Source organism: Streptococcus sp. 1343 (assembly GCF_013277355.1).
GTDB lineage: Bacteria > Bacillota > Bacilli > Lactobacillales > Streptococcaceae > Streptococcus > Streptococcus pseudopneumoniae.
In genome coordinates this window covers 1,769-23,655 of sequence record NZ_VMMT01000006.1, presented here as the reverse complement: position 1 = coordinate 23,655, position 21,887 = coordinate 1,769, and the positions used below count along the sequence as shown (strand labels likewise).

The following is a 21,887-nucleotide window of genomic DNA, read 5'->3' as shown; positions in this document are numbered from 1 at the left end:
GAAGATAGGTGTATTATTTATACAAACAAAAGGAATAAACATAAAGGAGGCTTTGTTATGAATAAGATGAAGAAGGTGTTGATGACGATGTTTGGTTTAGTGATGCTCCCCCTACTATTTGCTTGTAGTAACAATCAATCGGCTGGAATTGAAGCCATCAAGTCCAAAGGAAAATTGGTTGTAGCCCTCAATCCAGATTTTGCTCCATTTGAATACCAAAAAGTAGTTGATGGGAAAAATCAGATTGTGGGTTCAGATATCGAATTAGCCAAGGCTATCGCAACAGAACTAGGTGTCGAATTGGAACTATCTCCTATGAGTTTTGACAATGTACTGGCTAGTGTTCAATCAGGTAAAGCTGACCTTGCCATATCTGGTGTTTCTAAGACAGATGAGCGGAGCAAGGTGTTCGATTTTTCAATTCCCTACTATACTGCAAAAAATAAACTCATTGTCAAAAAATCTGACTTGGCCACTTATCAGTCTGTAAACGACTTGGCGCAGAAAAAGGTCGGAGCACAGAAAGGTTCGATTCAAGAGACGATGGCGAAAGATTTGCTACAAAATTCATCCCTCGTATCTCTGCCTAAAAATGGGAATTTAATCACAGATTTAAAATCAGGGCAAGTGGATGCCGTCATCTTTGAAGAACCAGTTGCCAAGGGATTTGTGGAAAATAATCCTGATTTAGCAATCGCAGACCTCAATTTTGAAAAAGAGCAAGATGATTCCTACGCGGTCGCCATGAAAAAAGATAGCAAGGAATTAAAAGAGGCAGTCGATAAAACCATTCAAAAGTTGAAGGAGTCTGGAGAATTAGACAAACTCATTGAGGATGCCTTTAAAGCGTCCATTGAAAAATAGAAAGAAGGAAAAGAATATGAGTAAAGAAAAAGTAATTTTGGCCTATTCTGGCGGTTTAGACACATCAGTTGCTATTACCTGGTTAAAGAAAGATTATGATGTTGTTGCAGTCTGTATGGATGTGGGTGAAGGGAAAGACTTAGATTTCATCCATGATAAGGCTCTTAAGGTTGGGGCAGTAGAATCTTATGTCATTGATGTTAAGGACGAATTTGCTACAGATTATGTGCTAGTGGCTCTTCAGTCACATGCCTACTATGAACAAAAGTACCCCTTAGTATCTGCCTTGAGCCGCCCTCTTATTTCTAAAAAATTGGTTGAAATCGCGCATCAGACAGGAGCGACTACAATTGCTCATGGTTGTACAGGTAAGGGGAATGACCAAGTACGTTTTGAAGTATCGATTGCAGCCTTGGATCCCAATTTAAAAGTGATTGCGCCAGTTCGTGAATGGAAATGGTCTCGGGAGGAAGAAATTCATTATGCCAAGGAAAATGGGGTGCCTGTTCCTGCTGACCTTGACAATCCCTACTCTGTCGACCAAAATCTTTGGGGACGTGCCAATGAGTGTGGTATTTTGGAAAATCCATGGAATCAGGCTCCAGAAGAAGCCTTTGGTATCACAACTTCTCCAGAGCAAGCTCCAGATACGCCAGAGTACATTGATATTGAGTTTAGTGAAGGCGTTCCAGTTTCCCTTAATGGAGAAGGGTTAAAATTGGCAGATTTGATTCAAAAACTCAATGAAATAGCTGGGAAACATGGGGTCGGACGGATTGATCACGTGGAAAATCGTTTGGTTGGGATTAAATCAAGAGAAATCTATGAGTGCCCAGGGGCAGTGACCCTGCTGACAGCTCATAAGGAAATTGAGGACTTGACGCTTGTGAGAGAAGTAGCTCATTTTAAACCAATTATAGAAAATGAATTATCAAATCTCATTTATAATGCTTTGTGGTTTAGTCCGGCTACGCAAGCCTTGATTGCTTATATTAAAGAAACTCAAAAAGTTGTCAATGGGACTGCAAAAGTTAAACTCTATAAGGGGAGCGCTCAGGTCGTGGCTCGGAAATCACCAAATTCTCTTTACGATGAAAATTTGGCGACGTATACCAGTGCAGATACCTTTGACCAAGATGCGGCTGTTGGCTTTATTAAGTTGTGGGGACTTCCAACCAAGGTTTATTCTGAGGTTCAAAAAAGCGCCAAATAGGGCGATTGGATAGAGAGGTGGATGTGATATGACTAAGAATACAAAATTATGGGGTGGTCGCTTTGAAGGTACTGTCGAAGACTGGGTAGAGCGCTTTGGTGCGAGTATATCTTTTGACCAGAAATTAGCAAAATTTGATGTGATTGGTTCCTTAGCCCACGTTCAGATGTTGGGTCAGACGGGCATTTTGAGTTTGAATGAGTCAGAAAAGATTCAAGAAGGCTTGAAAGAGCTTTTAGAAGAGCTAGAGGCAGGCCAACTTGACTTTGATATCGGAAACGAAGATATTCATATGAATATGGAAGTGTTACTGACAGAAAAAATTGGTCCCCTTGCAGGGAAGCTACATACAGCTCGTTCTCGAAATGACCAAGTTGCGACAGATATGCACTTGTATCTCAAGGAGCAACTAGGTCATGTCCTAGATAAACTGGCTCATCTCAAGGGTGTTTTATTAGACTTGGCGGAAAATCATGTGGAGACGATTATGCCGGGCTATACCCATCTGCAACATGCCCAGCCTATTAGTTTTGCCCATCATCTGATGGCTTACTACAATATGTTTCAAAGAGACAGTGAACGTTTTGGATTTAACCAGAAGCATACAGATCTATGCCCTCTAGGTGCGGCAGCTTTGGCAGGGACGACTTTCCCCATTGATCGCCAATTGTCTAGCGATTTGCTGGAGTTTAAGCAACCTTATACAAATTCTTTGGATGCTGTTAGTGACCGCGATTTTATCTTAGAATTTCTATCAAATGCCAGCATACTCATGATGCATATGAGCCGTTTTTGCGAAGAAATGATCAATTGGTGTAGCTTTGAGTACCAATTCATTACCTTGTCAGATACGTTTACAACAGGTTCCTCTATTATGCCCCAAAAGAAAAATCCAGATATGGCTGAGTTGATTCGAGGAAAGACTGGTCGAGTTTATGGGAATCTGTTTGGACTATTGACAGTCATGAAGTCCTTGCCTTTAGCTTATAATAAGGATTTGCAAGAGGATAAGGAAGGAATGTTTGACACGGTCGAAACGATTTTAAATTCCCTTGATGTATTGGCAGGTATGTTATCTAGCTTACAGGTAAATAAGGAAAAAATGCAAGAGTCTACAGAGAAGGACTTTTCAAATGCGACTGAGTTGGCAGATTATTTGGCAGGGAAAGGTTTGCCATTTAGAGAAGCTCATGAGGTTGTGGGAAGATTAGTGTTAGACTCTATCAAGTCTGCTAAAAATATTCAAGATTGGAGTCTGGAGGAATTGCAAACCTATCATTCCCTCATTGCTGAGGATATCTATGTCTACTTGCAACCTAAAACTGCTGTTCAAAGACGAAATTCCTTGGGAGGTACAGGGTTTGACCAAGTGAAATACCAAATTGCAGTCGCTAAGAAAGCGAATGAAGCTAAAAAGTGCTAGATTGATAGGTTCAGAATAAGAGGTTGGTCGATTGACAGCCTCTTTCTTGTCGTTAAAAAAGTGAGATATATTGACTTTTGAAAAAAATGTCATAATTGAGTTGGGATAAACGTAAAAGTCATACTTTCTCGTTAAATCGTTCGGCGATTCATGGTGACATGGACACGTAGTAGTAAGCAAACTATGTGGCTTGGCAGAGCTAAAAACTTCGGGATTAACAATGGCTGGTATTAAGAACTAACGAACAAATAATATGTAAAGAGTCGAGGAAATCCCTCGGCTTTTTTATCTTTCCTTCGCTTGGTAATAGATCTCTACTTCTTTTTCGAGATGAGACAGTATAGAAGTTTCCTCGGTTAGCTCCAGAAGGGAGAACCCTTTTTGGATAAGTTTAGCATTATCTGTACAAATCCCAATACGGACATAGCAGATAGCCAGCCTATCGTAGCTTTTCTTATTCTTGGCGTCCTCTAGTAAAGTGTAGCAGATTTGCTTACACATGTTTTTATCTTGAGTGTATAGATAGAGTGTGGAAAGGTTTAATAGAATTGTCATTCGCAAGTCATATAAATGTTGATAGTTTTTATAGACTTCTAGGCGTTGCAATATTTTTCCAGTGATGAGATGGAGGTATTCAATGGGAAAACTGAAAAGAATGGTATTGAGGATTTTTAGGTCACTCTCATACCATGTATCTTGTTTTTCAATTTTTCTCCAAAGTTTTTTGACAACCTGTTCTGCGTGATCTGATAGTTCACCTGCCCCGTGTTGACGGATATAAATGACAACTTCAAGCATATCTCTGATTTCTTCTATAGGGAGATCGTGGTGGGTCTTGAGGTAGTCTTGGAATTTTTGAAATAAATTGACAAGATCGCTGGTCCCGATAATGGAACGCATATTGAGATAGGTTTGCATAATCTCTGTGCGTTGACTTGGTTGATAAAGTTGACAGATATATTCAAACTCTTCAAAACTCATATTGATTTGACGGAGAAGAAATTCCATATTTTCATATTTTGGGGTTGTCTTGCCACTTTCGATTTTTGATAAGCTGGTTCTTGAGAGAACACCCCCACAGACCTCTTCTTGGGTCAGCCCCTTTGACTCACGTATTTCTTTATAGACCTTTCCGAAATCATAACGCATGATTTTCTCCTTTCTGTGAAAAAAGTTAACAAATAATAAAATCCTATTAAAAATATTGTATCATAATAACAGGAATAGTAAAAAAGAAAACTAAAATAATGTGTGAAAAAAGTTAACGTAATTTTAAAATAGAGTAAAGAAGAGGTATACTATAGATATAAAATAAAGATAGGAGGAAAAAGTATGAATAAAAAAGTTTTTCGCTTTTTAGTTGTTCTTGCTTTCTTATTCAGCATTGCTACGGTTTTCCCATGGAAATGGCCGATGTGATGAGTTCGTTTTTAATAAAGAAGGAAGGTGAGTCCAATGGATAATTTAGTGATTGCATAAGATTTTCTGTGAATGTTAATTTTGTTTTAAAGTAGTTATTCGATAAATTTGAATTAATTATAATTTTGATTTTTAGTTTATTACATTATTTCATAGAAGTTTTAATAAATAATAATATTAAAATATGTGTATTGTAAATGGGATAATAAAGACGATATTAGTTATAGTAGATTAACTCTATAAAGTAAATTACCATAAATAACTGAAATCAATCGTTTTCAATATTCGATTTGAATAATACTTGTTTCTTGTTTTGATACACAATATAAACTTAGCGTTGCTTATTTTGTTAGATTTTTTAAGAATTATGGAGAATAACATGAAAAAATTAATAACATCATCTATAGTAGCATTATCATTATTTGGAGCAGTGGCTCCAACACTTGCTAATGCATCTACGATTTCTAATATAAGTAGTTCAGATAAGGTGGATGAATTTACTTCCGCAGATATAAATATAATTACAAATTACGGACAGTATTCATATGATAAAAAATTGACAGAAGTTGCTTTGAAATTAGAAAATTATTTTTCGAAAAATGAATATGGAGATCCAGTTTTATACGCAACTAAAGAACAGTTAATGGAAGACTTAGAGATTACTGAGCAGGAAGCTGAAGATATATTATCTATTGCAGAATTAGATGTGAGAAAAACTCAATTTAGAGGATTTGTCGGTTTGTATATTAATCTTGGTCCTAAAATTAGAAGTATGAATGGATGGGCTGCTGCGGCTTTTGCAGGTGGCTATTTTGGTTGGTATGCTAAGGAATTAGCAGCGGCAGGACCGTGGGGAGCTGGTGTTGCTGCGCTTGTAACAGCTTCTGCTGCAGCATTAGCTAAATGGGGTGTTGAAAATGGTGTAACTGTCTTGCATCTAGGAGATCACATACCTGGCATTAGTTTGTCTTATAACGTGTATATCCCATAATATGACTCATTTAAAATTTTATATCAAATCTGTTCTTAGTTCATTGGTATTTTTTATCCTTTTAATTTTTTTTATTAAAAATATATATTATCCTGCTTTAAAGATAACTATTGAAGTTATTCTGACATTTTCGATAGGTAGTCTTTGTTATTCTATTTTTTGTAAAACAAATCATGCTGCTTTTCTGCCAATCTCGGTTGTTTTATTTCTGCTGACTCTCTATTTGCTGGGAGGATAGTGTTTTAGTAGGAACTTTGTCAGTTTGCATTTTTCTCTTGTGGGAATGCTACCATTGAAATCTTAGTAGCATTAAGTGGAGTAAATTTGCTGTCAAGATTTTTCAAAAAAAAGAGAAGTAAATAGATTTGTTAGTGGATTGTTAAGACGAAAGGTAAAATTGGGATATTTAAAATGAAACATTTTTTTGCTGGATATAATAAAATAAATCTAATAAATTCTATTATTATAGCTCTTGGTATGATATTGACATTAATTTTGGTATTATCAAGAGTGTATAGAAAATATTTTTATAGAGACGATGATGACTAAAGTTGTTATCAATAAAGCAGGTTTTGCAACTTCTGCTATTAACAGATTTGCAACTTGGATGTCAATTGGTGATGCAATCACAACAATTTGGGCAAATAATGATATTCATCGCAGAGATCTAAACTTAAACGACTTAAGGTGATTGTAAAATGGGTATGAAAATTGAAAAAATTTTTGTTATTGTATTTTTGGCATTTCTACTAATTTCCTCTGTAACTTTTTTAGCATATGATCATGTTGATGAGGAACTAAAGAAATTAATCATTATGATTAATTTAATATTTTTGATTTTAACCATAGCAATGATAGTTTATGCAAAATTAAAAAAAGATAAGGGTGATGTAAAATTATGATGCGTAAACTAATTGTTTTCTTACTAATGCTTCCTTTTTTAGGCTTGTGGTTAGAGTTGCATGTCTTAGTGAATAACTTGCCATTGAATTTAGAAATTCCCCTTGATTTTGTTATCAGTATGGGTCTTACTTTCTGTAGCTTGATTTTCTCAAAAATAGTTTTAGACCTAGTATATGCATTGAAAGATGTATACAAGAAAGAAGGTCTTATTACAATTTTTCCTTTTATTTTTACAGGAAAGAAGAAAGTAAATGTGCGATTCTCACCCTATTTTTCATTCCACCGTAAAAGTTTGTCTGCTGATGATTTAAAATCGAGGATTATATGGAGTTTTATTCTTGAAATAGCTATTATTCTAGTATTTATTTTAAAAATTCCTTCTGCCCTCATCGTGCTTACTACAATATTTTTTTGGAATATAATGGATATCAACCATATCGTTTTTAATAAGACGGAATTTCTTTTCAATCAAAATAAATGGCAAAAAGAAGATTCGTTTGACAGGGATTTGAGCAATACTTTAAAGGATAAAATACAAAAATCAGAGCTAAATTATTCTGACTTAATGTGTATTCTGCTGTATGATGCGATTAACCAATCTACCTTTTTAACGGATAGCGAGATCTTTGAGGATATTTTGAAAAAAATCGAAGATTCTCAGAACACCCTTCTGTGTACAGGTCTTGCCGAGTTACTGCTGTATGAGATTTCTATTAGTAACAATAATAACTGGCAAGAAAAGATTGATAAAATTAGAATACGGCTCATCAGAATCAATCAACTAGATTTTTTCTATTATACAAGTTGGTTAAGAAATAATTTTAATTTCTGTATGAATAGAGAGTATGATAAGATAAAATCACGAAGGATATTGATTAGTAATAAGAAGATAATCTAGATTCATACTGTTCGTACAACAAATGAAATAATTTCAACTAATTAGGTTTGCAAATCTGTTCATCTATAGAATATGATTAGGCAAAAAAGTATCTTATCTAGGTAACTAAGTGCTATAAACAAAGTCGATGCTCACTTGTTAGGAAACTATCCTAACCATGCTTAATAAAAAAGGAGAAAACAAATGGAACTCGTATTGCCAAATAATTATGTTGATCTTGAACAAGAAGAGATGATGTATCTTGATGGCGGAGAACCAATGTCAATTTCGGCCATTGTTGCCTTGGCTATCACAATTGGTGGCGCATCGTATAGCACAGGATATGTGTTAGGAGAAAGAGTCTACTATTCAGGATATAAAAACTCTGATTATCAAAAAAATAAGTGGGGTATTAGGGGAGCAATGCTGGTTGCATTTGGAGCAATAGGTGCAATAGTTATGCTCGGTTTTGAAAATAGATACTATGCTTTGGTTACTGGTAGAGGATAAAATGTTAAGAGTAATAGTAGTTATTCAATCTTTAGTAATAATACTGCTTGCTGTTGCTTTATTATTATCTCGGAAAAACTTTGATTCGTTAAATGTTGTTCTTATAATGATGATCGTATCACAATTGTTGTTATTAGTATATTTGATAAAATTAGGGAATCAGTGATTAGCTGTTATTTGAATTAAGTAAACTGTTAAGCTTCAAGCAGTAACTGGTTTTAAATATTTAAAATAAGATAAAGGAAGGAAGTCTAATTTAGGTAACTAAACAAAGCCTGCGATCACTTGTTAGGAAACTATCCTAACCATGATTAATAAAAAAGAGAATTTTGATGGAACTCGTATTACCAAACAACTATGTTGCTATTGAGCAAGAAGAGATGATGTATCTTGATGGTGAAGGGTGGCTTGCCTTGCTTTGTGGAGGTGTAGGTGGTGTCGCAAGCGGAATAGCAGGAGCTATAACTGGAGCGGCAGCTGGTGCAGCACTAGGGACAATAACCTTACCAGTTATTGGTACAGTTAGCTATGCATTCATTTTAGCTACTTGTGGTGCAGCAACAGGTTATATGTCAGGCTATATTACCGGCTATAATTTCGGTAGGATATTGGAAAGTAATTTAGGCTGGGACTAGTTATGAAAGATAAAAAAGTACAACTATTTGCGACTATAGTATTTATTATGAATCTATTATTAGCTATCGTGAGTTTATTTGATACTAGTATTTTTAAGCATGTTTTCCTTATAGTGAGCTATCTGGTAATCATGTTTGCCTTTCTTATGAGAAATGTGCTTTATTTCAAGTATGACGTGCAAAGCCTTTGATATAGCTACTTTTCACAATTGAGCTAATGGATTTTTAAACTTTTTGTGGACTTTTTAAGAACTTTTTAATTTTTCAATGGCTTTTTCATAAAATGAAGTAGCGTTTTTCTTGTTGTCTTTGGACAAGTGGCTATAAGTATCCATGGTTATTGATATTTGAGAATGCCCTAGCCTTGTTTGTATTTCTTTGTAAGGCAGTCCAGCATTGAGTAAGATACTAGCGTGAGTATGGCGGAAGGCGTGGAACGTTAAACGAGGGCACTCAGAAAGTTTTAAATGTTTCTCAAGTCTTGACCTAAGCGCCCTAGCGTCTCTATATTCGTCAAAGGAATTAGAAAATACTTTTTTATAAGTCAAGCCTATTTCTCTACCAACTTGCGCTTGTCTATTTTTGTAAAGCCGCAGCATGAGCACCGTCTTATTATCCAAGTCAATCATTCTAACGCTTGATTTTGTTTTAGGGGTAGTGACTTCTTTTTCACAGTTTAGAGTCTTATTTACGTCTAGTGTACCGTTTTGTAAGTCAATATCAGACCATTTGAGGGCTAAACATTCACGAATGCGCAAACCAGTCGCTAAAAGCGTCTTATACAGCACTGTATCGTAGAAATTTTTGTAAGTATTAGGCAACCGATCCAGATAATTTAAGAATTTTTTTAAGTTATCATCATCCAGATATTTTAGTTTTTGCCCTTCTTTTGCCTTACGACGTGGGACGATAATATCACGGGCAGGATTGAAAGGGATAACTTGCAAGGATACGGCGTATTTAAGTATGCGTTTATTTAACGAGTTAAGTTGCGGATATTCTTGGTAGCCTTTTCCTAGTTGATTGTACTCTTTTGCCCATTGATTAACTTGCTTTTGAATAACTGGGGGTGTTAGCTTATCTAGTTTGTAGTCTCCAAAGGCTGGAAGTAGATAGTTTTTTAGTCTACTCTTGATTATTGTAAGGGTTGCCTTTTTGACCGTATGGCAGTATGTTTCCAGCCAATTCTCCACCAGTTCGGCGTAAGTCTTTATCTCAACTGCTTTATATACTGTAGAACCGTCTTTTTCAAAGTCGATTTGAGCCTGTAGCGCTTTGGCTTTGAGTTCTCTCTTGGTTCGCCCTGATATAGTCGTCTTGACTTTCTTACCTGTTACGGTATCGATACCAAGGTAGACGCTAGAGCGATAGACTGTAGACCCGTCTTTTTTGGTGTATTCTGTTATTTTCATGGTTTTACTCCTTTTTCCATCAGCAGGCAAGCAATTAGAAAAGATTTTGAGTTTATACCATGCGAGGGACTACGAGAATGCCCCTATTTTCGATTTTAAGCAGTCAGATGGTAAATTGTACCAGAATATGAAACAAGGCGGATATGGGGCTTATATGAGCTTGTTTGTGATGGGTGTTTTTGATATAATGTTTTCGCCCCCTCAATTTAGAGAAGGGAGGTGTTATATATGCTAGAGTTGTTTTCCCTTTTTCTAGCTCCGTTACTTGTTAACGTCTTATCTGAGCTTTTCAAGTTATAGATAAAGAGACGTAGCAAGTAGCATTTAACCCTTTAAACAGAAAATCAAGATTTTTTGCATCTCAAAAATGAGCAGCAAACAGGACGAGGGGGTCACAACAAAGTTGACCACATCATCAAGCTAGACATGGCCAAGGAAATTGCTATGATCCAGTGGGAGAGTAGCAAAAAACCCCATCGCTGTAACGGTGGGGCTTTTTAGTTACATATGCTAGAAGCACTGTTTTTCCCTTTATGCTTTCATTCTAGCATACAAGCCCCAATATTTCAAGAGTTTTATTTTTTTTGATATTGTTTAGAGCGCTTTAAGCGTTCCTAAAATGCCGAAGTGTTGAAAATCGTCTAAATTATACCGCATTATACTGCATTAGAGAGTTATAGCCTAATGAGCGTGAGAAATGCCGTCATTCGCTTTTTAAATGCAAGAGTGGTATAATAATAGCGTAGACTAAGAGGTTTGAAAAAGTCCAAGTTCTTAAAATCTAGCATGATTTTCATCCCCAAACCTCAATTACTAAGCGTTTTTGGTGGTTTATTTAGTCTTATTCTCGGTATTATCGCCTGAATCTTTCCCGTTATTTCAGTTCAGGCGATATTAGACAAGTTGTCAGTAGCTAGCTTGTCTTTTTTTGTTGCTTTAAAACTGTTTTTTTCGTATTCTTTCGTAGTCCAGTGACTTTTTGAAGAGGTCAGCTAGTCCAGTTACGTCTTGATTTGCGAGGAGTTCCATATAATGCGCCCTTGAGTCTTTTGGGATGATGATAGGAGCGTTTAGATACTTCATAGCCAAGTACATAAGTATCAGGCGACCGGTACGACCGTTACCATCGCTAAATGGGTGAATCCGTTCAATCTGGATATGGGTGTCTGCTAAAATCTTTAATACTTCTTTTTCATTCTGAGCATGCTCCAAACGATAAGCAGTATTATCCGCCCATTGTGTCATCAAGTAGGGCGTTTCTGCTGGGCTAGCCGTTTGAAATTCCGCCCCGATAATGGCATTTTGAACTTGCTTAAATTGTCCGCGATCATGTTGCAGCCTATCCACTAATAAGGCGTGAAAATCTTGAACCAGCCCCACAGTAAGGGCTTGATGGTTTGCCAATGAGTCCAAGAGATAAGAAAAGGCTTGTTTATGGTTTTCAATCTCATAAAACTCACGAATACTTTTGCCGTTGCGTGGTAAGGTGCTTTCTAAGATAATGCTGACGGTTTCGGGTAGAGAGATAGTATTCCCTTCGATACCGCTAGAATGGTAGGCCATGCGTACCAGTATATCGTCCAGATAGTTTTGTGAGTAGGTCATAATTCTCCTTTCTATTTGTCACTTTTGCCCATTTTTGCGCTTTAGTCTGTAAATCGGCTTTCTATTCTTCAAATTTCCCCGTTTTTGCACAATAGACCCATGGGATGGGGTTGCTATTGGCGAATGTGGGGGAGTTTTATTTTCCTCTCATAGCTAATAATTCAATAGTTTTACCTATATTTTCTTGCTCAGTTTCTGTTAGTATGCTCCATAAAGCTATAAATTTTTGTAATCTAGCAGGGAGAAATAGAAACGAGCTATAAAAGTCTTCACGGTGCTTTACAACTATTTCGGGAGGTACGGCAGTATTTTTATAGCTTTCACAAAATTGTTTATCAATATACTCATAAAAATCTTTTGTTCTTTCTCCGATTAGCTCTTTTATCTCTTGAGTGAGGAATGTTTCAACATCAGGATAGTTTGAAAAAATTGTTTTATCCAATGCTTTTTCTAATTCTCTATACTCACTATACCCCAACAGATATCCAACGCTTACCCCGAAGAAGTCAGCTAGTTGCTGAGCTTTTTCTGGTTTTATTTGGCGTTCCTCGTTTTCCCACCGCAATATGGTGATTTTAGATATAGAAATTTTATCAGCTAATCCTTGTTGGGTTAGCCCTTTTTGTTTTCTCAGTTCTTTCAATCTATTCATAATTTATCACACCTTTCAAAGATGATTATATCTGATTTTTAGAAAAGTATCAAGAAATGATACAAAAAAATCTAAAAAACAGTTGACAATTAACCAAAATGGATATATAATAAAACACAAGTTATCCAAATCGGATACCACCTCCTCCAGCCTTTCACACTTTCAATCTATTCATGGAGGGGGATTTTTTAGAAAGGGGGAAACCTATGAGCAAACTACGAGGCTATCGAGTTATGTTAGGACTAACTCAGCAACAAATGGCGGACAAGCTAAAAATTTCTTTGCAGTCGTACAACAACAAAGAATTAGGTAAAACGCCATTCAATGACAAAGAACGTTTAGCGATTAAGTCAATGGTTGCAGAAATCAAATCAGATATAACCATAGATGAACTATTTTATAGCTAGAAAGGAGCAAAAACATGGAACTGGTTTACATGGACGGCAAGAAAGAGCCGTATACTACGAGTGCAATCATAGCTGAATGTGCTGAAGTTAAACACGATACAGTGCAAAGCTTAATAAGAAATCATCAAGAGGATTTTGAAAGCTACGGAATAATCGGATTTGAAATCCGTAAATTAGATGGGCGAGGGCGACCAATGAAAATCTATCGCTTGAATGAGCAACAAGCGACCTTGCTGATCACTTATCTAAAGAATACTGAACCTGTACGGCAATTCAAAATGAACCTAGTCAAAGCATTTTTTGAAATGCGTGAGGAACTTTCTAAGTTCCGTATGCAGAGGGCGCTAGAAAAGCCAAAAAGAAAAACACTGCATGACAGCATTGAGAATTGGGAACAAGCCCCAAAGCACGCGCATAGCACCATGAACAACCTGCTACTAAAAGCAGTAACCGACAGGAACGCTAAGCAGTTAAGGGAAGAACGTGGGGGCTATAATGGCATTGATAGCTTGACCAGTGACGAGCTGGAGCAATACCAGGCTTTTGAGGATATGGTAATAGCTATGATTGGCTTGAATATGAGTTACCAAGAAATCAAGGCTATGGCATTCAGAAATAAAAATACACGCCAAAGAAGCGCGTGAGAGCAACAAAAAAAGGCTTAGCAATAACCACACCGCAGAGCCTTTAACACTAACACTAAAACGAATTTAACAAAAAGCAGGCAAGCTATTATCAAAGAGGTTTTAGTAAGATTTATACCTAGATTATAGCATAATACAGCGGTTTCCGCTAGTACATTGAAAATAAAATAAGGTACGCTGGGAAGATTTTAAATTTTTTTCGGTTTAGGGGTTGACATTATACCGTGCATAAGTATATAATAAAAAGCACGGGCAAAAGTAAAGGAGTGATATAATGAGCCCAAGAACAGGAAGACCTATAAAGGGGAATGCTAAGCGTGATAAACGATTAGAGGTTAGACTGACAGCAGACGAATATAACGAAATTCAAGAAGTTGCTGACAGTTTGAATATTTCTAAAGCTGACACGATAGTTAAAGGCATTCAACTTTTAAAGTCACAAAAATAAAAGAAGCCTGCTACGTTCTCAACCGACCAAAGCGATAACGTAACAGACTCAGCCCCCACGAATGAGGTACGTAAATATCTTATCATGCGTACTCTTATTTGTCAAACACAGAAATAGAGTGCGCTTTTTGCGTACCCAAAAAATGAGGGAAACAATGGGAAAACAAGTATTTACACAAGAAATACTAAGAAACATACAAGAAGAAAATGGAATCATCACAGTAGACTTAATACTAGACGCTTTACCAACTTGGTCAGAAAAAGCCATCAAGGGACGTTTATCAAATTGGCGTTACCGTAAAGTTATTGACTACAGGGTAGAAGATGGGGAATTTAGTGAGATTTTCCTACTAAAAAGCAAGCAGGAGACAAAACAAGAGATCAGCGCCGAGCAACGTTTGAAGATGGATTTATATTTCAGACAAGTTTTAGCCTTAACTGGAATCATTGAGTCAAACACCAGTAAGGACAACGACAAGACCAAGGCGATTGAATTGCAACAGAAAGCAATGCGAGCAATACCAGATGACATCTATAAAGAGTTGTCAGAGATTTATGAGTAAATAGCAAAACTAAGAAAAACTAATAAAACCGAAGAGCAGGCAAGCAATTAGAAAAGGTTTTGAAAAGCATAGAGCGCCAACTCTTTAAACTGGTACTTTCTCACGCTTTCAACTTGGCGACTCTGAGTGTGAGGATATCCTGTATAAGAAACGATAATTAAAAGGTCAACGGAGGAAAATATGATAGCAGATAAATTAGAAGCTATTTCAACAAATTTAGAAGAAATACAAGAAATTCTTGTAGGAAATGGAACTGCATTAGCTAAAAGGGAAATCAGTAAAGTATTGAACGACTTAGACGATATTTATAATGAACTAACTAGCACAGAATACCATGAACAACAGGAAACACTCAAGGAACAGACGGAAAGGATGAAACAGAGAGTAGTATCTGAGGTAATAGGAGAATTAGAGTGGAGAGAATATTCATATTATAAAAATTTTTGGGGGGATATGGATCTTTTAAAATGCCTTTCTAATTTTGATGGATTTCTTTTCATAAGCACATACCTAGCGGAAATAACCAAAGAGAATGACTATCCTATGGATAAAAACCAAGTATTAAATTACGTCTGGGAACTTTTGGCAATTGATATTGCAAAGAAAAAACGAGATAAAAAGAACCTCTTGGGCTTATGGACAAGTTCGATTGAGTACACCCGTGGAATGATGATTTATGAGGAACACTGACATGAACGAACTAGATTTGACCAATACACAGGCTGCTGTCTTAATCGTGGTATTGATTGGCTTACTACTTTATCTAAACCACCGAGACCGTAAAAAAAGCGCCCAAATAGAGCGAGAAAACCAACAGACGATAGAAACACCTAGCGAGGATTTAAACCCTGATTATGGGCGATATATCCAGCTTGCAGGGGTAAGAGTTTACGGAGGGATGAAATGAGTTACACAGTGAAGATATACCTTGATAGTGAAAAAATACCAGATGAACCTTATTTTACAAAAGATATTTTTCTAGCTACGTGTATGGACAATGCAACAAAGTTAGCTGTAACTATGGGCTTGTTGACAAAACAAGCGTTGGATTCAGAGGCTGAGACAGCTATCTTGAAAACCTTGGATACAATCATAGAGACTCAAAAAGCTATTTTGCAAGGGGTAGCGAGCGGACAAATAACCTTTGTAAATAAAAGTAAAGGAGAGGAGGAACTGGATGAGCCTATCAGAGAACGATAAACGAGTATTAAGATTAATCAAGGTAGGGGCTGAGAACTCCATAACAGGGTCAGAAATTAGCCTGACAACCAAGCTAACAGAAAGAACTGTACGTGACATTATCAAGCGTCTAGTAGTTAAGCACAACATCCCTATTGTAGGGGTTAGATGCGGCGTTTTTAGTGGGTACTTTATTCCAGCGAATAAAGGCGAGTTACTAGATGGCGCTAAGGCTTTTTACAACCAAGTACAGGAGGAGAGCAAGCGCCTAGCGGTGTTGATGAATAGCGACCTAGAAAGCTACAAAGAAACCTTGAAGGAGGTGGGCGGATATGTTTAGCCTAAGCCGAGAAAGCGAGCAAGACCTAGCGCATGGCATTCTGGAGGTAGTGGAAAGATACCTGGAAGCGCATGAGAAAGCACCGCCAAGATTGACCAAGTTAATAAATAGGATTGAACTCAAAGAAGAGTTAAAAATTAGTGACAACACGCTGAATAAGTGGGAAAGTCAGGGTTTAAGACGCTATCAACCGCCAGACGATGGTTCAAGAATGATTTACTATTTAGTGACCGACATCTGGAAGTTTCTGGGGGTGGATGAATGAGAGTGCTTGAGTTAATTCTATCCGCTGAAAAATTACCTTTGTTTGGCTTTCTCAAGTCTAGCCCAACCCAAGTTTGGAAGAATGGCAATCACTATAAATTTATCTATTTTGAGCCAATAGGCGAGGGTTTGACGGCTTTTCACTACAAAGGCTTGTATGTGGTAGTTAAAGACGAAAGCGAGGAAGTAAAGGGCTGGGAATTGGCCAGAGATTTAGAGATAGGTTTGTCCAGTCCTAACTTGCTGACGATCCTGAAAGATTTAGAGGTAAACAAATTGACCGAGCAACGGCAGGGGCTTGGAGTGGAGTTAAAGGGTTGGATTTTTGACCTGATTTGTAACGGGATTTATACCAGATATGAGACTTCGCTTTTTGTCCGACTGCTATTTGTGAATGGCTACAGTTTTAGCCAGTTAGTGGACTTGTTTTCTGCAATCGTTAAACGCAAAGACCTAGCAAGCTATTTCCTAGAAGTAGCAACAAAATTCTATAAGGAGGTGGCTTTTGAATAGCAATGACATTGTAAATAAAATCATTGAAGAGAATCAGCAGCATGAACCCACTAAGGCAATAGAAGAATCAGAAAGCTATCTGAAAACCTTTAAAGGGGTACAAGGCTTTTTATTCAACGTATGTAAGAATCTTGGGGAAGATAGACCATCTAAATCTTTGGGGGTTGCTGACTTTCTTAGAAAGTATATCCGATTTGTGAGAATCAGACCAGAAGCGCAGGGACAGAAAGCGCCCTTATATTTTTATCATCCTGATAAGGGAATCTGGATAGAAGATAACGAGTTACTTCAAGATTTAATTTCAACCATTCAACCAGATACGACAGAAAAACAAGCCTTTGATACGATTTACAAAATCGCTAGACGTAGCCCGTTAAAGTCTATTCAAAATGATTATACGGTTATCGGAAATCAGCTATATAACGCTAGTAAAGAAACATTTGAACCTTTAACACCTAGCATTATTGTAACTAGAAAAATCCGTACAAGGTACGACCCAGAAGCCTATGAGCCTACTTTATACGGTTGGAAGCCCAGCAAGTGGCTTGCTGAATTGTTTGATAACGACCAAGAATTATATGATCTGGCTATTCAGATTATTAAAGCAACTATCACAGGTAGAACCCTAAAAAATATCTTTTGGCTTTATGGCGAGGGTGGAACTGGTAAAGGAACCTTTCAGCAGCTGCTTATTAACTTGGTAGGCATGGAGAACGTCGCAAGTCTCAAGATGACTGAGTTTGACAAAAGCCGTTTTTCTACCTCCATTCTGTTAGGTAAGAGTTTGGTTATTGGGGACGATGTACAAAAGGACGCAGTTATCAAAGATACGTCAAACATGTTTAGTCTTGCGACTGGTGACATTATGACTATAGAGGATAAAGGAAAACGCCCTTACAGTCTACGCTTGAATATGACTATTATCCAGTCATCCAACGGCTTACCAAGAATGAACGGGGACAGGTCAGCGATTGACAGGCGGTTTAAGATTCTACCATTTACCAAGGTCTTTAAAGGGAAACCAAACAAGGCAATTAAAGACGACTACATCAACAGGAAGGAAGTATTGGAGTATTTCACACGCCTAGCCCTTGAGACACCGACAAAGGACATCACACCAGAGAAATCAAAGGAGATTTTGCAAGAATACCATGAGGATAACAATCCAGTTATTGCTTTTGTATCTTCATTCTTTACTGATGATCTATCAAGTGAGTTTTTACCTAATGATTTTGTTTTCCATAATTGGAAAGGATTCATAGAATATTATGGAGTGAAGCTACACAAGACAGAAATGGGGTTGCATAGAGAAATTAAAAGCAATCTACCAAGCTGGATAACGGTAGGACAGAAAACAATACCAGCAGGGAGACAACTTCACATTGGTTTCTATCCGCACGAAGATTCAGCACCTTACGCACATCCATATTTTAATGGCAGGGAAAAACCTGAACAACGAAAAAAAGCTAAAAATGAACGGGGGTATTTTAATGGCAGAGCGAAAAGGAAGAAATAAGTTATACACTTTATACACTTGATAAAAAAGTGTGGGAGCTGAAACCCCTAGAGCGCCAAGGACTTTAGACGCTTATACACTTTATACGGTAGGTTTTTTCTTTTACAGTATTAAGCGCTAATTTCTCGTAAATTATATAAACTAGTGTATAAAGTGTATAAAGCGTATAAAACAGGACTTAAACCCTTGATATGACAGGCTTTTAATTTTATACACTTCGAAAATAAAGTGTCTAAAATTTTCGATAAGTGTATAAAAAACATAGATAAAAATGGCGAAAATAAGCTAGTTTACATAATTTATCTTAAAATAAAGAAAGGATAACAACATGAAAGTTAAACTATTTGAATATACTAGACGATGGGAAAAAGAAGACTTTGAGAAAGAGATCAATGACTTCATGGCAACTGTTGAAGTGCTGGACGTTAAATTTTCTGGTACATCATCTAGTGAACCTTTTAATTCAGTAGCTACCGTATTGGTATTATACAGATAATAAAATGGGGTAGATAGTACCGACCCCCTTGCAATGGTGTAACTACTAGTGACACCCTTAAAACAGATGAAAGGATAACGAATGGAGATACAAAATGGCTTTATTTATTTCAAAAGTTATGGTATAATAAAATTGTTAGAGATTCCAAGATTTGGGAGTATCACGCTTAAAATACAAGACGGCGAGATTGTCTCCAGCGTGGAATCTAAAACAATAATATTTAAAAAGAATACTGACTGAAAAAATCAGAGGTATAGCATAAAGTGGAGCAATCTATTTTGGCTATGTCTCTTTTGTTTTTGGGAAGATTGGAGGAAAAAGAAATGCCAACATTGCAAGAAGTGAAAAACCAGATGGACAAAGTACGGACTCAATTAGAGATTTTTGATCGCTTTGATGAGGAAATCAAGAAAGCAGAAAAAGAAGTTAAGGATATCAAATCCAAGAAAGCAGATGTACAAACATTTGAAGATTTTCAAGCTATTAACGTAAAAGAAAAGTATATTGCTGATATGAAAGAGCAAAGAACAAAACTTGAGAAAGAACGGATTGACTCAATCGTAGCAGACGCTAGAAAAATTAATGCATCAGGTTATTTAGGAACTGCATTAGAGCAAGATGAAACAGTGAAGCGCCAGCGCCAAGAAATCAAGCAGAAATCTATTGAGCTTTTGGAATTGATTGCAAATTATAACGAAAATTACAAAAATACTGCTGAAAGATTGGCGGATGAGGTAAGAGAAACAGGTATCGAAGAGTTATTTGACCGCCTGAATACATCCCCAGAATATAGTGGAGTAAGTAAGCCTTACATTTATAGTGGTGTAGCTGGTTATATGGGAAGCCAATACCGCTATTTAGATCCGAGTGATGATTTGGCGTATTTTGTGAATCGTATTAACTATTTTGAAGGAGAACAATAATGAAAGATGAACATAAACAACTATTTCAAGAAATCGAAGAAGAGAAGAGACAAGCTGACTTACTGCAAGGACTTGCCAAGAACGTAGAAAGTATTTCAAAATCTTATGAAGAGGAAGCTGTGACCCTTGAAGAGTTTAAAGCTATGGGCTACAAGCGTAGACATGAACTATTTGAGAAAGATAAAGCCCTGTATGATAAGCTACTAGGCAAGGAAAAACGCGGTTTGTGATGTGGAGGGGAGCAATCCCCTTTTTTTACATAAATCAGACAGAATTACACACGAGGTAGGGGAATGGTTAGAAGTTCAAAAGCAAGACTAGAAAAGTTAGAAGAGTATGCTGGAAAGATGGAATATGCAACAACTGATGAATGTATATCTTTATATGTGGATTGTTTAAGATTTGCTTTTCAGCAAGATGAAATAAAGATAGATATGGATGATTTTATTAAAACACCATTTAAAGATATTAAGCTAGCAGACTATAAGAAATCAAAAAAACGTATGGATGAACTTAGGGAAATGACTGGGATAAGTGAGTTTTCAGAATTAGAGCAATAAAGCGAGGTGAACAGTATTTGACAGGATTAAGCAGAAAAAAAGAAATATTTATGGCCAATTATCTCATGACTGGGAATGTAAAAAAAGCTAGTGAATTAAGTGAGATTACCAGAAAGACGGCTTACAATTACTTGAACGATGCAACCTTTAAGAGAATTTACCGTGAAAGACGTAGCGAACAACTTAAAGAAGCGACTACACTTTTACAGAATGCAAGCGTTGAGGCGGTAAACGTGTTGAGGGAAATCATGCTTGATAAGACAGTAAGCCCGTATGCTAGACAACAGAGCGCCCAGAGCGTTTTAAACATGGCTTATAAAGCAGTTGAAATGGTTGAGGTAGTGGAGCAATTAGAAGTATTAGAGGCTAAGATACTAAATGAAGGCGATTAAAAACCGTTTAAATAAGTTGAATAAGTTAGCTGTGATTGATGAAGTCGATACCGTGTTTTTGACGCAGATTGATACCGGACATTTTGAGGTAAGATATAGGATAGGTGGAAAAAATTCCAAAGATATTATAGAAGTCTATCCGACAAAAGAAGCAGCAGAAGAAGGTATTTCACGAATTAAAGATACAAAAGGATTGCGGATATTCTGGGATAATATAGGTTTTTGTGATGATTAGAGCTTTTCAGTTATCAATCAGATAAGGAGAATATCCTTGAACGCCGAGAAAACGCAAAAAAAGCCAGCACAGCTGACTCCTTTGTGATATTCCGATAAAAATATTATATCATAAAGGAGCGAACTAATGGAGCTGGATAAGTTTAAAACGATGATGAACGTAAGAGAGCGGATGACTTACTTTCTACGTTTCCAGAGGATGGCAGGAAGTGAAAACCAAGTTACGATAGATGAAGAGGCTTGGAAACTTGTCTTACCTGATCAGTGGCATTTGAGCGGCGAGCATGAAAAAGCAATCCGTGAGGGATTGGAAATATTCGCCAACGACATCAATAAGATAGAGAACAAGCGAGCCAGAAAATACTTTATTATCCATTATTGCTACATGAGAAAGAAAACTATAAGCGAATGCGTAGAGATGGCAGGTACTAGCTCCACTAGCTACCACCGATACAAACAGATAGCCGTCTTAAACTTTGCGAGAATCCACCAGAACGGAGAGCTAGAAGTGTATAAGTAAGTGTATATCATCTTGATAGGATATTTTGCCCTATCGTCTTTATCGTGTTATAATATACCTATCAGCAATCAGCAATAAAAAAAGCACGTTTGACCGTGCTAGTTTCTTGCCTGCTGAACTCGTCATTTATTGCCCTTTTTGAGGGGCTTTTTTTGTGGACTTTTTGAGAATTTTTAAGACCTTTTAATGATATTTAATCAAATGTGATTTTTCAAAAAATCAGTAATATCAAGGGTTTAGACACTTTAATGAATCTTAAAAATTTGTCATCTCTATTTTTATCTATATTGTTGCTAATACTCAATGAAAATCAAAAAGCAAACTAGGAAGCTAGCCGCAGGTTGCTCAAAGCACTGCTTTGAGGGTGTAGATAAGACTGACGAAG

General features: G+C 36.8%; 30 protein-coding genes and 1 pseudogene. 27 read left to right on the top strand and 4 right to left on the bottom strand.

The genetic code is table 11. The annotated features are described in order from the left end of the window. Positions 1-57 precede the first annotated feature (57 nt). From HT709_RS00955 to argH, 3 genes are read left to right on the top strand one after another with little or no spacing between them, the layout of a single operon-like run. Positions 58-864, top strand: a complete 807-nt coding sequence (locus HT709_RS00955) for an ABC transporter substrate-binding protein (RefSeq protein ID WP_050223629.1) — start codon at positions 58-60, stop codon at positions 862-864. A gap of 16 nt (positions 865-880) precedes the next feature. Next, the gene (locus HT709_RS00950; protein WP_014017181.1) at positions 881-2,077 is read left to right on the top strand and encodes an argininosuccinate synthase; all 1,197 of its coding nucleotides are present in this window, start codon (positions 881-883) and stop codon (positions 2,075-2,077) included. A gap of 28 nt (positions 2,078-2,105) precedes the next feature. After that, positions 2,106-3,500 carry an argininosuccinate lyase gene (gene argH / locus HT709_RS00945; RefSeq protein ID WP_000164984.1) on the top strand — a complete coding sequence of 465 codons (1,395 nt, stop codon included), beginning with the start codon at positions 2,106-2,108 and terminating at the stop codon, positions 3,498-3,500. Positions 3,501-3,785: 285 nt separating this feature from the next. Here the strand turns inward: argH and HT709_RS00940 are convergent, their stop codons facing one another. Next, a complete protein-coding gene (locus HT709_RS00940) occupies positions 3,786-4,649 on the bottom strand; it encodes a helix-turn-helix transcriptional regulator (protein WP_001268175.1) in 864 nt (287 codons plus the stop codon). 649 nt (positions 4,650-5,298) lie between these two features. On the opposite strand from HT709_RS00940, the gene HT709_RS00935 reads away from it, so the two are divergent. The 5 genes from HT709_RS00935 (at position 5,299) to HT709_RS00910 (ending at position 8,835) form a co-directional block, all read left to right on the top strand. Further along, entirely contained in the window at positions 5,299-5,910 is a 612-nt protein-coding gene (locus HT709_RS00935; RefSeq protein ID WP_000733993.1) for a hypothetical protein, read from the top strand. 698 nt (positions 5,911-6,608) lie between these two features. Then, on the top strand, positions 6,609-6,812 hold the full coding sequence (locus HT709_RS00925; RefSeq protein ID WP_172925418.1) for a hypothetical protein: 204 nt from the start codon (positions 6,609-6,611) through the stop codon (positions 6,810-6,812). Beyond that, positions 6,809-7,711, top strand: coding sequence for a hypothetical protein (locus HT709_RS00920; RefSeq protein WP_000984724.1), 903 nt, complete (start codon positions 6,809-6,811; stop codon positions 7,709-7,711). Before HT709_RS00925 ends, HT709_RS00920 begins: the two co-directional genes overlap by 4 nt. A gap of 183 nt (positions 7,712-7,894) precedes the next feature. Continuing rightward, a complete protein-coding gene (locus HT709_RS00915) occupies positions 7,895-8,200 on the top strand; it encodes an SPAR17_0115 family bacteriocin-like peptide (protein ID WP_000424423.1) in 306 nt (101 codons plus the stop codon). A gap of 332 nt (positions 8,201-8,532) precedes the next feature. Further along, positions 8,533-8,835 carry a hypothetical protein gene (locus tag HT709_RS00910; RefSeq protein ID WP_000424403.1) on the top strand — a complete coding sequence of 101 codons (303 nt, stop codon included), beginning with the start codon at positions 8,533-8,535 and terminating at the stop codon, positions 8,833-8,835. A gap of 245 nt (positions 8,836-9,080) precedes the next feature. On the opposite strand, the gene HT709_RS00905 is transcribed toward HT709_RS00910, so the two are convergent. Beyond that, on the bottom strand, positions 9,081-10,247 hold the full coding sequence (locus HT709_RS00905; RefSeq protein WP_000704674.1) for a site-specific integrase: 1,167 nt from the start codon (positions 10,245-10,247) through the stop codon (positions 9,081-9,083). Between the two features lie 339 nt (positions 10,248-10,586). Here HT709_RS00905 and HT709_RS11610 point away from each other — a divergent pair. After that, positions 10,587-10,700 (top strand): annotated as a pseudogene (locus HT709_RS11610) (antA/AntB antirepressor family protein); the annotation flags it as partial. A 483-nt stretch (positions 10,701-11,183) separates the two neighbouring features. On the opposite strand, the gene HT709_RS00895 reads toward HT709_RS11610, so the two are convergent. Further along, a complete protein-coding gene (locus HT709_RS00895) occupies positions 11,184-11,852 on the bottom strand; it encodes a Fic family protein (protein WP_000222520.1) in 669 nt (222 codons plus the stop codon). A 136-nt stretch (positions 11,853-11,988) separates the two neighbouring features. Further along, positions 11,989-12,504: a helix-turn-helix transcriptional regulator gene (locus tag HT709_RS00890; RefSeq protein ID WP_001080843.1), complete on the bottom strand. Its 516-nt coding sequence runs from the start codon at positions 12,502-12,504 to the stop codon at positions 11,989-11,991. Between the two features lie 206 nt (positions 12,505-12,710). Here HT709_RS00890 and HT709_RS00885 point away from each other — a divergent pair, with 206 nt between their 5' ends. From HT709_RS00885 to HT709_RS00795, 18 genes are all read left to right on the top strand, one after another. Then, on the top strand, positions 12,711-12,911 hold the full coding sequence (locus HT709_RS00885) for a helix-turn-helix domain-containing protein (protein ID WP_000040966.1): 201 nt from the start codon (positions 12,711-12,713) through the stop codon (positions 12,909-12,911). 14 nt (positions 12,912-12,925) lie between these two features. Further along, positions 12,926-13,555: a Rha family transcriptional regulator gene (locus HT709_RS00880; protein ID WP_000424673.1), complete on the top strand. Its 630-nt coding sequence runs from the start codon at positions 12,926-12,928 to the stop codon at positions 13,553-13,555. A gap of 274 nt (positions 13,556-13,829) precedes the next feature. Then, positions 13,830-14,003 carry a hypothetical protein gene (locus HT709_RS00875; protein WP_000075008.1) on the top strand — a complete coding sequence of 58 codons (174 nt, stop codon included), beginning with the start codon at positions 13,830-13,832 and terminating at the stop codon, positions 14,001-14,003. 154 nt (positions 14,004-14,157) lie between these two features. Next, a complete protein-coding gene (locus tag HT709_RS00870; RefSeq protein ID WP_000517976.1) occupies positions 14,158-14,565 on the top strand; it encodes a hypothetical protein in 408 nt (135 codons plus the stop codon). 180 nt (positions 14,566-14,745) lie between these two features. Continuing rightward, entirely contained in the window at positions 14,746-15,255 is a 510-nt protein-coding gene (locus HT709_RS00865) for a hypothetical protein (RefSeq protein WP_000559698.1), read from the top strand. A 1-nt stretch (position 15,256) separates the two neighbouring features. After that, entirely contained in the window at positions 15,257-15,472 is a 216-nt protein-coding gene (locus HT709_RS00860; protein ID WP_001003765.1) for a hypothetical protein, read from the top strand. Next, the gene (locus tag HT709_RS00855; RefSeq protein ID WP_000122740.1) at positions 15,469-15,765 is read left to right on the top strand and encodes a hypothetical protein; all 297 of its coding nucleotides are present in this window, start codon (positions 15,469-15,471) and stop codon (positions 15,763-15,765) included. The genes HT709_RS00860 and HT709_RS00855 overlap by 4 nt, the downstream gene beginning before the upstream one ends. Further along, the gene (locus HT709_RS00850; RefSeq protein ID WP_000058847.1) at positions 15,743-16,084 is read left to right on the top strand and encodes a hypothetical protein; all 342 of its coding nucleotides are present in this window, start codon (positions 15,743-15,745) and stop codon (positions 16,082-16,084) included. Before HT709_RS00855 ends, HT709_RS00850 begins: the two co-directional genes overlap by 23 nt. Continuing rightward, positions 16,077-16,349, top strand: coding sequence for a hypothetical protein (locus HT709_RS00845; protein WP_000492134.1), 273 nt, complete (start codon positions 16,077-16,079; stop codon positions 16,347-16,349). The genes HT709_RS00850 and HT709_RS00845 overlap by 8 nt, the downstream gene beginning before the upstream one ends. Continuing rightward, on the top strand, positions 16,346-16,861 hold the full coding sequence (locus HT709_RS00840; RefSeq protein WP_001264266.1) for a hypothetical protein: 516 nt from the start codon (positions 16,346-16,348) through the stop codon (positions 16,859-16,861). Before HT709_RS00845 ends, HT709_RS00840 begins: the two co-directional genes overlap by 4 nt. Further along, positions 16,854-18,377, top strand: a complete 1,524-nt coding sequence (locus HT709_RS00835) for a DNA primase family protein (protein ID WP_001087516.1) — start codon at positions 16,854-16,856, stop codon at positions 18,375-18,377. Before HT709_RS00840 ends, HT709_RS00835 begins: the two co-directional genes overlap by 8 nt. A gap of 328 nt (positions 18,378-18,705) precedes the next feature. Next, positions 18,706-18,873: a hypothetical protein gene (locus HT709_RS00830; protein ID WP_000865232.1), complete on the top strand. Its 168-nt coding sequence runs from the start codon at positions 18,706-18,708 to the stop codon at positions 18,871-18,873. Between the two features lie 323 nt (positions 18,874-19,196). After that, positions 19,197-19,796, top strand: a complete 600-nt coding sequence (locus HT709_RS00820; RefSeq protein WP_049779946.1) for a hypothetical protein — start codon at positions 19,197-19,199, stop codon at positions 19,794-19,796. After that, entirely contained in the window at positions 19,796-20,026 is a 231-nt protein-coding gene (locus HT709_RS00815; RefSeq protein ID WP_000650801.1) for a hypothetical protein, read from the top strand. The genes HT709_RS00820 and HT709_RS00815 overlap by 1 nt, the downstream gene beginning before the upstream one ends. Positions 20,027-20,089: 63 nt before the next feature. Continuing rightward, positions 20,090-20,356, top strand: coding sequence for a hypothetical protein (locus HT709_RS00810; protein WP_000252561.1), 267 nt, complete (start codon positions 20,090-20,092; stop codon positions 20,354-20,356). A 50-nt stretch (positions 20,357-20,406) separates the two neighbouring features. Beyond that, positions 20,407-20,748 (top strand): hypothetical protein, encoded by a 342-nt coding sequence (locus HT709_RS00805; RefSeq protein WP_000035040.1) that lies wholly within the window; start codon positions 20,407-20,409, stop codon positions 20,746-20,748. Then, complete coding sequence (locus HT709_RS00800) at positions 20,735-20,983, top strand: hypothetical protein (protein ID WP_000644290.1); 249 nt, start codon at positions 20,735-20,737, stop codon at positions 20,981-20,983. The genes HT709_RS00805 and HT709_RS00800 overlap by 14 nt, the downstream gene beginning before the upstream one ends. A gap of 126 nt (positions 20,984-21,109) precedes the next feature. Further along, entirely contained in the window at positions 21,110-21,502 is a 393-nt protein-coding gene (locus HT709_RS00795) for a hypothetical protein (protein ID WP_000417884.1), read from the top strand. Positions 21,503-21,887 lie beyond the last annotated feature (385 nt).